Origin of the sequence: Limnobacter sp., from assembly GCF_036405155.1 — a bacterium.
GTDB lineage: Bacteria > Pseudomonadota > Gammaproteobacteria > Burkholderiales > Burkholderiaceae_B > Limnobacter.
The window spans coordinates 448592-462907 of sequence record NZ_DASWYD010000001.1 but is presented as its reverse complement, the minus strand read 5'-3'; the positions used below and the strand labels follow the sequence as shown (position 1 = coordinate 462907).

Annotated in this window: 12 protein-coding genes and 1 tRNA gene; 1 reads left to right on the top strand and 12 read right to left on the bottom strand. The window is 58.0% G+C overall.

Features of this window, described 5'->3' with window-relative positions; translation table 11 throughout:
• Window position 1: 1 nt before the first annotated feature.
• From VGE55_RS02220 to VGE55_RS02205, 4 genes are all read right to left on the bottom strand, one after another.
• Entirely contained in the window at window positions 2-3076 is a 3075-nt protein-coding gene (locus VGE55_RS02220) for an MdtB/MuxB family multidrug efflux RND transporter permease subunit (protein WP_331130082.1), read from the bottom strand.
• A gap of 12 nt (window positions 3077-3088) precedes the next feature.
• Window positions 3089-4369: an MdtA/MuxA family multidrug efflux RND transporter periplasmic adaptor subunit gene (locus VGE55_RS02215; RefSeq protein ID WP_331130081.1), complete on the bottom strand. Its 1281-nt coding sequence runs from the start codon at window positions 4367-4369 to the stop codon at window positions 3089-3091.
• A gap of 21 nt (window positions 4370-4390) precedes the next feature.
• A complete protein-coding gene (locus VGE55_RS02210; RefSeq protein WP_331130080.1) occupies window positions 4391-5188 on the bottom strand; it encodes a DsbC family protein in 798 nt (265 codons plus the stop codon).
• A gap of 79 nt (window positions 5189-5267) precedes the next feature.
• Window positions 5268-6506, bottom strand: coding sequence for an FAD-dependent monooxygenase (locus VGE55_RS02205; protein WP_331130079.1), 1239 nt, complete (start codon window positions 6504-6506; stop codon window positions 5268-5270).
• Window positions 6507-6670: 164 nt separating this feature from the next.
• Between VGE55_RS02205 and VGE55_RS02200 the strand changes: the two genes are divergently transcribed.
• Window positions 6671-6746: transfer RNA gene (locus VGE55_RS02200), tRNA-Phe, on the top strand.
• 21 nt (window positions 6747-6767) lie between these two features.
• Here VGE55_RS02200 and VGE55_RS02195 read toward each other — a convergent pair.
• From VGE55_RS02195 to VGE55_RS02160, 8 genes are all read right to left on the bottom strand, one after another.
• Entirely contained in the window at window positions 6768-7817 is a 1050-nt protein-coding gene (locus VGE55_RS02195; RefSeq protein ID WP_331130078.1) for a hypothetical protein, read from the bottom strand.
• A gap of 26 nt (window positions 7818-7843) precedes the next feature.
• A complete protein-coding gene (locus VGE55_RS02190; protein WP_331130077.1) occupies window positions 7844-8110 on the bottom strand; it encodes a hypothetical protein in 267 nt (88 codons plus the stop codon).
• A 52-nt stretch (window positions 8111-8162) separates the two neighbouring features.
• The gene (locus tag VGE55_RS02185; protein ID WP_331130076.1) at window positions 8163-9644 is read right to left on the bottom strand and encodes a pilus assembly protein TadG-related protein; all 1482 of its coding nucleotides are present in this window, start codon (window positions 9642-9644) and stop codon (window positions 8163-8165) included.
• A gap of 83 nt (window positions 9645-9727) precedes the next feature.
• Window positions 9728-10129, bottom strand: coding sequence for a response regulator (locus tag VGE55_RS02180; protein WP_331130075.1), 402 nt, complete (start codon window positions 10127-10129; stop codon window positions 9728-9730).
• 113 nt (window positions 10130-10242) lie between these two features.
• On the bottom strand, window positions 10243-10869 hold the full coding sequence (locus VGE55_RS02175; RefSeq protein ID WP_331130074.1) for a ParA family protein: 627 nt from the start codon (window positions 10867-10869) through the stop codon (window positions 10243-10245).
• A 41-nt stretch (window positions 10870-10910) separates the two neighbouring features.
• The gene (locus VGE55_RS02170; RefSeq protein ID WP_331130073.1) at window positions 10911-13208 is read right to left on the bottom strand and encodes a penicillin acylase family protein; all 2298 of its coding nucleotides are present in this window, start codon (window positions 13206-13208) and stop codon (window positions 10911-10913) included.
• A 33-nt stretch (window positions 13209-13241) separates the two neighbouring features.
• Complete coding sequence (locus VGE55_RS02165; RefSeq protein WP_331130072.1) at window positions 13242-13376, bottom strand: hypothetical protein; 135 nt, start codon at window positions 13374-13376, stop codon at window positions 13242-13244.
• Between the two features lie 84 nt (window positions 13377-13460).
• Window positions 13461-14258: a ParA family protein gene (locus tag VGE55_RS02160; protein WP_331130071.1), complete on the bottom strand. Its 798-nt coding sequence runs from the start codon at window positions 14256-14258 to the stop codon at window positions 13461-13463.
• Window positions 14259-14316 lie beyond the last annotated feature (58 nt).

Below are 14316 nucleotides of genomic sequence, written 5' to 3'. Positions count from 1 at the left end.
GTCAGCCCTCAACCCGATCGCGTTTTGCCCAGCGGTCCAACGCCAGATAAACCACTGGCGTGGTGTACAAGGTGAGCAACTGGCTCAACAACAAACCACCCACCAGAGCATAGCCCAGTGGCTGACGCAATTCCGAGCCAAAACCGGTGCCCAACATCAAGGGCACCGCACCCAGCAGCGCGGCCATGGTGGTCATGAGGATGGGGCGGAAGCGTAGTAGGCATGCCTGATAAATCGCTTGCTCGGGCGACAGGCCGTCGTTGCGTTCGGCATCCAGCGCGAAGTCGATCATCATGATGGCGTTTTTTTTCACGATGCCAATCAGCAAAATAATGCCGATGATGCCGATGATGTCCAGCCCCGAGCCAGTGGCCCACAAAACCAGCAAGGCACCCACACCCGCCGATGGCAGTGTGGACAAAATGGTGACGGGGTGAATAAAACTTTCGTACAACACACCCAACACGATGTACACCGTCACCAGGGCAGCGAGGATGAGCAGCACCGTGTTGCTGAGCGACGATTCAAAAGCCTTGGCAGCCCCCTGAAAACCAGTCTCGATGGACACCGGCAAACCCATGGATTGCTGAACAGACCGAATCACCTCCACCGCCTCGCCCAGCGACACGCCGGGCGCGAGGTTGAAAGACACGGTGGCCGATGGAAACTGCGCAATGTGGTTGATGGCCAATGCAGTGGGTCGCTCTTCAATGCGGGCCACGGAGGACAGCGGGACTTGGGTGTTGTTAGTACCCGGCACGTAAATGGTGGCCAGCGCATTCAGGCCTTCGTCGGGGTCTGTCTGCCGCTCCAGAATGACGCGGTATTGATTCGACTGTGTGAAGATGGTGGAAATGAGCCGTTGCCCAAATGCGTTGTACAGCGCATTGTCGATGGCCGAGACAGTCACACCCAAACGCCCTGCGGCCACCCGGTCAATGTTGACGTAGGCCTGCAAGCCTTGGTCTTGCAGGTCGGATGCCACATCGCGCAATTGGGCTTGTTGCTGCAAAGCCTCCACCAGGCGCGGCACCCAGTCACTCAGCGTGTCCAGGCTGGGTGTGGTCAGGGTGAACTGGTATTGCGTGCGGGACACGGTGCCTTCAATGGTGAGGTCTTGCACGGGTTGCATGTACAGCGCAATGCCCGCCACCGATTTCACGGACTCTGTGATGCGTCGAATAATCGCCTCGACCCGGTCGGCACGCTCATCCAGGGGTTTGAGGGCAATCTGGATGCGACCGGAGTTGAGCGTGGTGTTGGTGCCATCCACCCCGATGAAGGAGGTGAGGCTGAGTACGGCTGGGTCTTTGAGAATGACCTCAGCCAACCGCTGTTGCCGTTCAGACATGGCCGCAAATGACACCGACTGCGGTGCCACGGTGATGCCTTGAATAATGCCGGTGTCTTGCACCGGGAAGAAGCCTTTGGGGATGAAAACATACAGCAGCACAGTGAGCAGTAGCGTGCCCAAAGCCACCAGCAAGGTGGTGGTGCGGTGCTTCAACACCCACACCAAGCCAACCGAGTACTGTTCAATCAAGCGATCGAAAAACGCGCCAGTTTTTTTGTAGAACGCGCCTTGCTCGCTGTCGGGCGTGTGTTTGAGTAAGCGTGCACACATCATCGGCGTGAGGGTGAGCGACACCACGGCAGAAATCAGAATGGCAATGGTAAGCGTGATGGCGAACTCGTGAAACAAACGGCCCACCACATCGCCCATGAACAGCAGCGGGATGAGCACGGCAATCAGCGACACAGTCAGCGACACAATCGTAAAACCAATCTGCTTCGCCCCCTTGAGAGCCGCCTCCATGGGCTGCATGCCCTCTTCCACGTAGCGGGCGCAGTTTTCAATCATGACGATGGCGTCGTCCACCACAAAGCCGGTGGAAATCACCATCGCCATCAAGGTGAGGTTGTTCAATGAAAAACCGATTTGGTACATCACAGCAAACGTACCAATCAACGACACGGGCACCGCCAAACTGGGAATGAGTGTGGCGCTGGCACTGCGCAAAAACAGAAAAATCACCAAAATGACCAGCGCCACTGCAATCAGCAGTTCAATTTGAACGTCGGCCACCGAGGCGCGAATGGTGTTGGTTCGGTCGCTCAGCACATCCACATTCACCGACGACGGCAACCCCTCCTTGAGCTGCGGCAGGGCCTTTTTCACTTTCTCGGCCACATCAATCACATTGGCGCCCGGCTGGCGCTGAATGTTCAAAATGACCGCTTCTTGCGTGTTGGCCCAAGCCGCCAGGCGGGCATTTTCAGCACCATCGATCAAGGTAGCCACATCAGCCAGGCGAACGGGTGCGCCGTTTTTGTAGGCAATCACCACCTGCCCGTATTCCTGGGCGGTTTTGAGTTGGTCGTTGGCATCAATGGTGGAGGCGCGCAAGGGGCCATCAAAGCCGCCTTTGGAAATATTGACGTTGCTGGCACCAATGGCGGTGCGCAGTGCGTCCATGGACAAGCCCAGGCTGTTCAAGGCCTCGGTGTTGACCTGAATGCGCACAGCCGGGCGTTTGCCACCGGCAATGCTCACCAAACCCACACCCGGAATTTGGGAAATTTTCATCGCCACCCGGGTTTCAACCAAGTCGTACATGCGCGTGACAGGCAAGGTGGGGGACGTGACCGCGAGCGTGAGAATGGGTGCATCGGCGGGGTTGACCTTGCTGTACACCGGGGGCAACGGCAGGTCGGACGGCAGCAGGTTGGACGCTGCATTGATGGCCGCCTGCACCTCCTGCTCGGCCACATCCAGACTTAAATCCAGATCAAAGCGCAGGGTGATGACCGACGCCCCACCCGAGCTGCTGGACGACATTTGCGACAGGCCGGGCATTTGGCCGAACTGCCGCTCCAGTGGCGCAGTAATGGATGATGTAACCACCTCGGGACTGGCACCCGGGTACAAGGCCGTGACCTGAATGGTGGGGTAATCCACCTCGGGCAATGCAGCCACAGGCAGCAGTCGATATGCAATAAGCCCCACCAGCACAATGGCCAGCATGAGGAGCGAGGTGGCCACCGGCCGAAGAATAAACAGGCGTGAGGGGTTCATGGCTGCCCCGCCTTATTGCTCAGGTTTGTGACCCTTGCCACGCTTGGGTTTGTTGCCGGCAGAAGGCGCAGCAGCACCAGGCTTGATCACCTCGACTTTTGCACCGTCCTTCAGTTTGTCGGTGCCATCGCTGACCACCAGGTCGCCGGGCTTCAACTCACCTTCCACGGCGGTGTAGTCGCCTTCCACGTAGCCCAGTTTGACGGGCACCATGGCCACCGTGTTGTCAGCCTGCACCTTGTACACAAAGTTGCCTTTGGCCCCCCGCAAAATGGCGCCATTGTTGACCACCAAAGCCTGCGGCTGAGTGCCCAACACCAGCCTGATATTCACAAACTGATTGGGAAACAGCGCCGTGTTTTTGTTGGGGAACTCGGCCCGCAATTTGAGTGTGCCGGTGGTGGCATCAATCTGGTTGTCGATGGTCACCAGCTTGCCTTGCGCCAAGGGGTTGCGAAACTCACGGTCCCAGGCCTCTACATCCAAGGGCTTGCCTTCTTGAAAGCGGGACACCACATTGGGCAGTTGGGCTTCCGACACGGTGAACAACACAGTCATGGGGTCGAGTTGCGCAATGCTGGTCAGGCCGTTGGCGTCGGACGCTTTCACCTGGTTGCCCGGGTCCACCTGCCGCAAACCAATGCGGCCAGAAATGGGCGCGGTGATGCGGGTGTATTGCAACTGCAGTTGGGCATTGTCCAACTGGCCTTGGTCGGTTTGCACCGTGCCCTCCAGTTGCCGCACCAGGGCAGCCTGCGTGTCCACTTGCTGCTTGGCAATCGAGTCCTGCGACAGCAGGTCCTGATAGCGTTTGAGGTCAAGCCGGGCATTGTCCAGTTGGGCTTGGTCGCGCATCAACTGGCCCTTCACCTGGGCCACCTGTGCCTTGAACGACCGTGGGTCAATTTCAGCCAGCAACTGGCCCTCGCGCACCAACTGACCTTCCTTGAAATGCAGCTTGAGCAGTTCACCATCCACGCGGGAGCGAACCGTCACCAAACTGCGCGGCGTGGCAGTGCCTATGGCATTAACCAGAATGCGGACATCGCGCTGCTGGACTTCCAGCGCAGACACCGGCTGTGGCCTTTCCATGCCACCGGGCCCACCAAAACCGCCCATTTTTTTGCCGGCCCCAGGCTCACCGGATGAGCCCACACCGGAGCCTGAACCTGCATGGCGATGCGTAACGTACCAAGCCCCACCGCCGATGGCCCCCAACAACACAAGCGCCACAACAAGCCGACCTGTTTTTGAACGAATGCCCGAGCGTGGTGCTGCTTCACTGCGAGTCATGGTGCTGCCTGGAGTCGTGGGTTATTTGGGTCGGGATGCCAAAGCCACCCGACGGTTCAGCTCAGAAGCGGGAATGGCCCCACTGGCGCGGGTTCCGTCCTGAAAGAAAATGGTGGGTGTGCCACTCACGCCCATGCTGCGGCCCAAGGCGACCAAGTCGTTGATGGGCGGGTTGCAATCGGTTTTACCACTGGGAGGCTGGTCATTCATCATCCAGTCGTCCCACATTTTGGCTTTGTTGTCGGCACACATAATCTTCTGGGCCTTGTCCAGCGAGTCTTTGCCCAACACCGGGAACACAAAAGTGTACACGGTTGTGTCCTGCAGCTTGCTCAGGGCTTCTTTGCGGAAACGTTTGCAATAGCCGCAGTTGGGGTCTTCAAACACAGCGATTTTGCGGGCACCCGTGCCATACACCGACTTCAAAGCCAAGCCAATCGGCAGGTCTTTCTCGAAGTTGATGGCGTTGAGCTTGTCCATTTTGGCCTCGGTGAGGTTGGCCATGGATTTGCTTTCCATCAGGTCGCCCAAAATCATGTGGCTGCCACTGGCATTGGTGTACAGGATTTTTTTGCTGCCGCTGTGGTTCACCACCACTTCAAACAGGCCGTCGATGTAATCCACCTTTTCCACTGACAGTACTTTGACACCCGATGCCCCCAAGGACTCATTCATGGCGGCGGTGATGCGGTCCACCTGCGCTTTGCTGGCGGGCGATGCGATCGCGGTGTTGCCCACCCATGCGCTGAAAACCAGCGCAACAGCGGCCACGCTGCGCGAGAAGGTGGATGAAGAAAAGGCAAAAGACGGTCGAATCATGGTTGTTGCTTCAAGTCGAGGTTTGTTTAGGACCGCCGCAGCGGCATTTTGTTCAATTTGGCAAGTCCACGGTACTCAGCTAGCGCATGGCCTGTTGGGACAACCAGCGCTTGAGCATGGGGATTTGGTTCACCAGTTGCATGCCTTTGTTACGCACAAAGGCAGCACCGGGCAAATCAAGCCGAAACAGCGTGTGCAGGCCATCGGTGATGAGGTGAACTGGCGCACAGGCCGCTTTTCGGCGACGCTCCCAAGCCCGCCACAATTGCTCATCGGCCAAACCCAAACGCTGCACAGCCAGTAAACGTTTACGTGACGATAACAATTGCGCCAGTTCCGCCACATCCTCCAGACCCAGATTCAGCCCCTGCCCCGCCAAAGGATGCACCACATGGGCCGCGTCGCCCATCAGCACAACGCCTTGGTCGAACCACACCGGTGCCACGCCGTGTTTAAGCGGGAAGGCGTAGGTTTTTCCACAGGCAATCAAATCGCCGTACAAGGTTTTGACAGCCCCCGCCGACACTTCCGTCACTCGCCGGGCCATGTCTTCTGGCGACAATTGAACAAAAGGCTGTGACTCGTGCAGAGGCATGGACCACACCATGGACACGTACGGGCCGGGCAATGGCAGCATGGCCAAAATGGAGTCGCCCACAAACCATTGCCGGGCGCACCCGTGGTGCGGTTTTTCTATAGCAAAGGTGGTGACCACGCCTTCGGCGCTGTAGTCGTCCAGTTCAAAATCAAGTCCTGCCTGCCGGCGCGTGTCACTTTGTGCACCATCGGCCGCAATCAACAAGCCGGTGCGGATGGTTTTGAGGTTGGACACCACGGCCCACCCCCCTTCCCGCTCGCGGGAAAGACCCTCGACTTTGGAATCTACCCACTCAATGGCGGGCTGATAACGCATGGCCGCAAACAGGGCTTCAAACAGGCTGCTTTGCTCGATGATCCAGGTGAGCGTGTCAACCCCGGTGTCGCTGGCCGAAAACCGCAATTCACCCTGGTTGTCGCCGGACGAATCGCCCCAGATTTGCATGTCGGTGACGGGCTGCACCTTTTCGCTGGGAATGTTGTCCCACACCCTGAGCTTGTCGAGAATGCGCTGGCTGCGGTGTGACAGGGCAAACACCCGCGGGTCGAAACGCTGGTCGGGGTTGGGCACAAACTGGGGCGGTTTGCGCCCAACCACCGCCACCTTAAAACCATGCGAAGCCAACACCAGCGCAGCAACCAAGCCAACCACGCCGCAGCCAATGACTGCGGCATCCGGTTGTTGCACTTTTTGATGTGGAGGGGTGACCGATGGAATCATGGGTTTGGGCAATGCGCTACACGGCGCGCCAGTCAACAAAACTTGAACATCGTACCGCGATTTTGCACACGCGGTTTGCTTCTTGGAAAAGTTTCAGATAAACTTGCGGGCTTCGGTGATGTTTGGGTGCCCTCTGTGGTGCACAAACGCTTGCCGGAAAGCGTGGCCGAGTAGCTCAGTCGGTAGAGCAGAGGATTGAAAATCCTTGTGTCGGCAGTTCGATTCTGTCCTCGGCCACCACGCTTCCCCAGTTCCAATTCTTTATTGAATTTTGGAACTCGAAAACCTTCCTTCTCCCAGCTTTCCACCAAAAAATACTTCCAGTCTGAACGTGAGCGCCCAGTAATCCTTGATGTTGGGTTCGGTTGGCATGTGCCATTCAGGCACCACATCCAGGAAGATGAATTTTTTGTGAATGTCTCGCCGCCAGTAGGCCTGAAGCACGTAGTCAAATACGCTGTTTTGACGGGCCGTGTCACCCAAGGCAATGAGGGCGTAACGCAGGCCTGTGCGCGAGTCCAACACTTGGTTGTACTCCAGGCTTTGAGAAAAGGCTGTGGCGTGGCGCTCTTCCTGCCACTCTGCCTGGCCCACCAGGCGCACCGATTGTGCCTCGCTCAAGGGGTGATTCAGGTCGTAATACACCCGCGCCACATAGCCGCGCTTGTCAAAGTACGTGAGGCGGTTGAAGCTGTTTAACTCCCAGCGGTCTTCATCGTCCAGCACAAACCGCCGCTGGCTGGTCACCCGAATGTACGGGTCAAGGGTGGAGCGAACCCGCACCCCCGTACCCAAGCTGTTTTTCCAGCGGTCCACGCCATCGCCGGTGCCACGCTGCTCGAGGCCCAAGCCGGAATTGTTGCCCTCCAACTGGCGGTCCAGAAAGCGGTTGGCGCCGTTGGGCTTGGCGGTGTTTTGACGGTCCAGCAGGTCATCTGCTTCATTTTCAATCAGCAAACGGATACGGCGTTTGGCCGTGGGCAGGTCCAAACGAAAGCGCACGCTCAAGCTACTACCCGTGTTGTTTTGGGTGGTCACCAACTCTTGCCGAACCCGCAGGTACGACTGGTTGTCCACAAACAGACTGTCATCGGTGCCAAAAAACCGGTCAATGCTGCGCGAGGTGCTGTCGACAAACTCGCTCAAACCATAGTGCACTTCGCGAATGCGCGGCTGCATCCAATCTGGCAAATCTGAATCGGCTTGGGCCCTGTCAGACACAGTGTTCTGCGGGCTGTCTGTGTCAGCCGCAGTGGCACATTGGCTACCGACCAGGAAGGCAGCAGCAATGATTGCTCGAAGAGAACGCATCGCGTGGGGTCAGTGTGTGTGTTTTATCAGCCCTTGATGACGCCTTTTTGAACCGGCAGCCACCAGGTGAAACCGTACACCAATGTTCGGATGGTGATGCGTGCTGTGGATACCCCCGAATGGCGCAGACGGGACATGGCCAGAGGAACTTCCAACACGTGGGCGACAAAGATGAGAATGGCCAGGGTATCGAGCCAGGGCAAATTCAGTTTGAGAATGGGGGCCACAATGGCCAGTAACCAAAACGCGATGAGGCCACCTTGGAGGGCGCGCCACAGGGCTGGGTTGTTCATGGGTTTTGTCTCTGTTTTTGTTGTTGAAATTTGAGTGTAGCGCATGCGGTGTTCAGCGCGTCAAGACAGCGGTAGAAAAACAATCCATGCCATTGATCTGCACGGTCACACGGTTCAGGTCCAGGCCAATCACATCCAGTGCCGTGTCCAGGGTACTGCCCACCACATTGAGCGCAGCTTTCAGAGGGTTGTTGATCAACAGAATCGGCAAGTTCAACCCCAAGACATTGGCGCTGAGCGTTGACCCCAGGCTGTTGACACCTTTTTGGGCTTCAAAACTGTACGAGTTGCTCAGAACCGGATCGGGATAGCCCGCGAACTCGACATTGCTGGCGCTGGTGCTGGTGAGGCTGGTGTTGACATTCGCCACGGTGGGTATGCTGAGACTGGCGGTGATCGGGGTGGAATACAGATCGGCAAACGTGGCTGAATCGGACTGCGGCAAGCGGCACTCAATGCCCTTGATGTCAACGCGACCGCCCCCGGATGTTGCTGACAGGTCCATCAAATTGTTGATCGACGTGGACACACTGATTTGTTCGGCTTTTGCCGATGCCAGCACAGCCCCACTTTGAGCCGATTTTTTGGCCACGAACATTTGCGGTGGACTTAGCACGGAGATGCGTAGCAGGTTACCGATGTTCACCTGAATGACCCCTGCAGGGATCCCGGTTGCAGCACCCAAGGTTGATGCAAAGGCCAGGTCACCCAAGCGCACGGTCGCACCCGTCAGGTCACCAGCCACTGCCGTGGATGGGCCCGTGAGGATTTTGCTCATCTGAAAAGTGACGTTGTTGAGTTCGCCACCGTTTGGAATGGTGACGTTGGGCGCACCATTGCCAGCCACATTCAAGGCCGCTTTTAACACCTTCGCTGCGGTCACATTGGCATTGAGCAAAGTGTCCAGATTCAAGGAGTCGCCTGCCTGGAACAGATTCAGTTGGGTGCCCAACTGGAGCAGATCGATCTGCGCGTCCGAGGTGAGCAATTGTTGAAAGCCCACCGCATTCAAATTCAAGCGGGTGCCCAACGCGCTGAACAGGGGTGACAAAGCGGAGCCTTGTGTATTGAGTGTCAGCAGATTGGTGCTCACAATGCCGCTGATGAATGGCGTCACGGTGGCCTCTGCAATGGCCTTCACTGGTTTGTTGGTGAGGAATGCGGCCGGCACGGTCCGCGTCACGGCGACCAGCACCGATTGCTGGCAGTTGCCCGCGGACAAGGTGGTGTTGGTGCCCTTGACCACGCAGTTGACGGTGATTTGGTCCGAGCCTGCTTTCAACCCGTTCTTGGACGCGTAGTCGCGGGCGGCCTGAAAGCCTGTGGCTGCGTCGTCAATCTGGCTGGCCGCCACCTTGGCGGTGAGGTCGGCAATCCGTTGTACTTCCTCGCGTTCCCACACCACCTGCCCCACGCCAAACACGCCAAAGGCGGCGATGGTCATGCCGAGAATGAACAAGGCCAACAAATACGTGGCTCCCCGTTGGCGCAAAGCGGAGGAGCGGCGGTAAAACCGTGGTTCAAAAGCGTGCATGGTGCAACATCAATGCGGGAGTTAACCCGATTCTGCAACAATTGCTTACAAATCTGAACCCTAAAGAGAGGGGTATACCCAAATTATTGCGAACTGGTGCGTTTGCCAGCGGTTTTAATACGGGCGACCAAAGCCTTGGCCACACAGGCGATCAACTCCATGGGAGAGGACATGCGCAGCACCTGGGCATCGGCCCCTGCCTTTTGAAGTGCCACTTTGTCCATCCACTGGTCGCGTTCCTGAATGAACACCACCCCCAAGTCTGGGTGCTTGTCCCGAAGATGGTCCAACGCGCAACGGGCGTGGGTGGATTCAGGCGTGTCGCACAGCATCACATCCACCGTGTGGCCTTGTTGCAAAAAGAGGTCGGCGGCTTCCAACCCGTCACAGGCCGTGACTCGGGCAAATTGCCCGGTGTCCTGCAGTTCCTGCTTCAGTTGTTGTCGGCTAGCCGGGTTGCGATCCACCACCAGCACTGTTGTCATGTCCCCACTCACGCACGGTTATTTGCCAGTTTTTAGCAAAAACGGTGCCTGAGGATTTGGGCCGGCCATGGCAGAAGCAAGCCTTGTTTTGGTGCAAAGGCTGGGCCTACGGCTCAACTGCGCGACAGGGTGTTTTTCACCTCGCGCCACAGCTCGGCAATTTCAGCGGCTGCCTTTGAGTGGGGTGCGGCTTCGCTCACCGACAAGCCCCGGCTTAAACTGGTGACGAAATCGCCCCGCTCATGGACGATGGTTTTGAACACAGGCACCCGGGTTGCTTTCAACAGCTCAAAAACAATGTCCGGATTTTTGCTGATGGGCGATGCGCCATTGATGACCCAAGACACCCGCGCACCCGCCTCTTCTGCCCATTCCAGGGTGCTGGTGGCGCTGTGGATGTCCAGTGGGCTGGGTTTGGTGGGAATGATGACCAGGTCCGCCTGCCCCAAAGACTCGCGAATCCATTTTTTGTCGGTGGGCGGCATGTCGAGAAACACCGTGTCGTAGCCCTCGTCCTCCAACTCACCCAGGGTGAGAAACACATCGGCCGGGTTGCCCTTGACGACTGAGGGATAAGCCCGATCCCGAAGACTGGCCCAAAACAGGCTGGAACCCTGGGGATCGAGATCGACCAGCGCCACTTTGCGCTTGCCTTGTTGACTGGCCTCGGTGGCCAAATTCAACGACAGGGTGGTTTTACCGGCACCGCCTTTGCGGCTGCTGACGATCACTGTCTTCATAAAAGCCCGTCCTGCTGGGGAATGAATGAGAAGGCGAACGCCTATTCTAGCGTGCCCACGCAGTGGGTAAAGAGGGCGTGCACCGTCTGCGGCAGCAGGGGCATCTGGATGGTTTGTGCCGCCTGCCACAGCGGGATTTGGTCGACCAGCAGCTGGCTGCCCACCCAACCGTCTTGCCCGCCTAACAACACAAAATGGTTGGCATCCGGGTGAGACAAACAAGACCAGTGCCGGCTTTGCGAACCATAGCTGGTTTCATCAAACCCGGTGATCAGGCCGTGGGCGTTTTTCATCAAGGTCTCGCGCGAGCCTGAGGCCGGAAAGGATCGAGCAGAAAACAGCTTGCCCAGAATGGGCAGATAACCCAGCACATGCCGTGGCCGTATTTTGTGCAAATTGCCCCACATTTGCCAACGTTGCGCCATGCGGCAGGCTTCGTCCACACAGGCGGGCACGTGCTGGGTGCGCTCTGCAGTGGTCAACGACTCAAGGTCGTCCATCAGGCCATCGGTGAGGTAAGTCCACTCATGCATCAGGCTGGGCACCCGGCCCTTCAACCGCAGGCGGGCCAGCAGGCGAACCAGCGCGGTGAGCAAAAATTCCATTTGCAAGGCAGCCATGCTGTCGGCGCTGTACTGGCCATTCCAGTTCAACAGTGCGTTGCACAGCACCCGTTGGTCCGTGTTGTGAATGTGCGGCAAGCAAAACTCGGCCATCTGCCCAGCCAAGGCAGCCGCCTTGGGTGAAGTCACATCGCGTTGTATGGCCAGCAGTTCCGGTGTGGTAAACCGCCCTTTGGCGTCCAGCAATTGCCGGGCGCGGGCCACGCGGTCATCGCCATTGAACAAGAAACCCAAGCCGGGTGCATCGGCAGGCCGGTTGTTGGCCGACACCAAATAGCCCGCCACCGGGTTGATGACTTTCGGAAAATCATTGGCACAACGGCGTTGTGCCCAACTGGCAGCCGCTGAATCACTGCTGAGTATCCAGTCGTCTTCAGGAAAACCGTCCCGATGGGGCAAGGTGGCGGCCAGCACATGGCCAATGTTGCCGTGGCGGTCTGCAGCCAGCACATTCAAAGGGGTGACGCCAACACCCGCCATGGCCGCATGCACCTGGCTCACGGTGTGAGCCCGCATGGTTTGCAAGAAGCTCGTGATTTCGTCGGTGACCCAATGGCCCGCCCAACGCAGCGCCAGGGTTTCGCGGCCAAACAAGCGCCCCAGGGCTTGGCAGTCGGTCAGCACCGGGCCATGGCGGGAATGGCGCAAGCGGCGTCGCCTGGACCATGAAAAACGCACCCGAATGCGCGTCTGCACGTCGATGCAATCGGCCTCGTCCTGTTCGGTCAGCCGAACACAATCCGATGCGGCAGCGCGCAAGTTGGTGCCGCCCCAGGCCACATCCAGATTTCGCCCCAGGCCCAACACGGGCACCCCCGGAAACATGAGGCCAACACACTGGTAAGACGGACTGTGCAAACCCACCAGCATCCACACATTGGGCAAGTGCTGACCCAGGTGCGGGTCGTTCATCAACAGCGGGAAGCCAGTGGTGGTTTTGTGGGCCGACAGTGCAAATGCATTGCTGCCCGAGCGCCCCAGCTCGGACAAAAAGTCGGCCAGGCGCTGTGCCACCGTGGGTTGCGTGGTGGACTCGGGCAGGTCAAAACTGGTGAGCACACCAGCCCCCACCTGCCGAAGCTTGCGCCACCAATGCACAAAGTCGTGGTTGTGGCGTTGCTCAATCAGCGAGAAATAAATGGACCAATTGACATCGGCCCCAGCCAGTCGCCCCAACAACAACACATCCAGTGGCGTGTAGGGCTCGGGCTGAATGCCCAACAGCTTTTCATCCACACCACGGGGGCGTTTGGACTGCACGGCGTTCAACCCGTTCACGAATTGTTCAACCCACTCGCGGCTGTCGGCGGGCATGGCCTCCCACATGGCGGGTGCCGATTTGGCAAAGTCCAGCAGGCGGATGAGGTGGTCCATGTCGACAAACCCACTTCCCCCCATTTCGGACAAGCGCCCCTGCGCCAAGCGCTTGAGGAACTGCAACTGTGGGCCACGTTGAAACTCGGTGACCACACCCAGTGCAAAAGCCGCCTGTGGATCACTTTGCGCGGTGATGTAGGGCACAAAATGGTCGTTAAACCGAATGGTGGTGCCAGGTGGCAGCGCGATGCTGAGCGCGTTGAATTGCTCTAAGCGCGCTTGAAGGGACAGGGTTGGGTAGCGCACAGACAACCAACCAAAACAGCTGGCTGCACTGGCCAGCAAGCGGGCCACCGCCCGTAAAACACGGTTGCGGGACGGGCCCAGGGTTTTGAACATGGTTCAGCGGTGCGAAAAGGCCGGGGTGATGCTTTACCGCAAACCGTAAGAAATCAATTTGCCCAGCCGGCGTTGAAACACACGCTGTTGGCGTTGCTGGCGGATGGATTGAACACGCTGGCCCAGTTGGGTGGCCAAGGTGTGAATGTGTTGAATGGCTGCGCGCATGGCAAAAAGAATGAACTGGAACGCTTTTCAGTGTGCCCCCGCCACATGACAATGGCGTGACAGGGGCTTGCCATGCTTGCTGGGTTAAGCGGCCTTGCGCCCTGATTTGGCCGACGCACGCTCCAATTCCTCGTGCAGGGCCACAAACTCCTGCGCAAGCTTGTGCGAGGGCATGAAATGGATCATGGGCTGCGAGGCTTCGTGACTTTCGCGGATTTTGACCGAAGACGACAGCGTGGTGGGCAGCACCGGCAAGCCTTCCTCCAGCAACTCAGCGACCAGTTTTTGAGGCAGGCTGGCACGGGGCTGGAATTGATTCACCACAATGCCTTCCAGAGCCAAGCCCGGGTTGTGATCGGCGCGAATTTCATTGAGCGAATCCAGCAGGTTGTACAGAGCCCGGCGAGAAAACTCGTCGCAATCGAACGGCACCAGCACGCTGTTGGCGGCAATCAACGCCGAGCGTGAAAAGAAGTTCAACGCGGGTGGGGTGTCGATGTAAATGCGGTCGTACCGGCTGCCCAGCTCGTCCAGCGCCTCGCGCAGTTTGAAAATCTTGTAACGGCTTTCCAGCTTCACCTGCAGCTCTTCCAGCGCGGGGTGGCTGGCCAACACGTCGAGGTTTTCATAGGGGGTTTCGCTGATGAATTCACTGGCCTGCTTGGGGCGAATTTTGAAATTCAGCGCCTGGTCGAACAAGTCGGCCAATGAGTATTCCAGTGCCTCACCGCCCTGCCCGGTGATGTACTGGGTGCTGTTGCCCTGGGGGTCCAGGTCGATCAGGAGGGTTTTAAGACCCGCATTGGCCGCAATGGCAGCCAGGTTGGCGGTGATGGTGGACTTGCCCACACCGCCTTTTTGATTGAATACCACGCGACGCATGCGCCTGCTCCTCTGTGTGATGGCTTGTGAGATTTTTCACTAATGTATCAAGTTTTTA

Coding starts and splice junctions, on each gene's coding strand:
- VGE55_RS02190 (WP_331130077.1), bottom strand. CDS start 8,110: ATGAACAACCCAGCCCTGTGGCGCGCCCTCCAAGGTGGCCTCATCGCG.
- VGE55_RS02195 (WP_331130078.1), bottom strand. CDS start 7,817: ATGCGTTCTCTTCGAGCAATCATTGCTGCTGCCTTCCTGGTCGGTAGC.
- VGE55_RS02180 (WP_331130075.1), bottom strand. CDS start 10,129: ATGACAACAGTGCTGGTGGTGGATCGCAACCCGGCTAGCCGACAACAA.
- VGE55_RS02170 (WP_331130073.1), bottom strand. CDS start 13,208: ATGTTCAAAACCCTGGGCCCGTCCCGCAACCGTGTTTTACGGGCGGTG.
- VGE55_RS02215 (WP_331130081.1), bottom strand. CDS start 4,369: ATGACTCGCAGTGAAGCAGCACCACGCTCGGGCATTCGTTCAAAAACA.
- VGE55_RS02185 (WP_331130076.1), bottom strand. CDS start 9,644: ATGCACGCTTTTGAACCACGGTTTTACCGCCGCTCCTCCGCTTTGCGC.
- VGE55_RS02220 (WP_331130082.1), bottom strand. CDS start 3,076: ATGAACCCCTCACGCCTGTTTATTCTTCGGCCGGTGGCCACCTCGCTC.
- VGE55_RS02160 (WP_331130071.1), bottom strand. CDS start 14,258: ATGCGTCGCGTGGTATTCAATCAAAAAGGCGGTGTGGGCAAGTCCACC.
- VGE55_RS02165 (WP_331130072.1), bottom strand. CDS start 13,376: ATGCGCGCAGCCATTCAACACATTCACACCTTGGCCACCCAACTGGGC.
- VGE55_RS02210 (WP_331130080.1), bottom strand. CDS start 5,188: ATGATTCGACCGTCTTTTGCCTTTTCTTCATCCACCTTCTCGCGCAGC.
- VGE55_RS02205 (WP_331130079.1), bottom strand. CDS start 6,506: ATGATTCCATCGGTCACCCCTCCACATCAAAAAGTGCAACAACCGGAT.
- VGE55_RS02175 (WP_331130074.1), bottom strand. CDS start 10,869: ATGAAGACAGTGATCGTCAGCAGCCGCAAAGGCGGTGCCGGTAAAACC.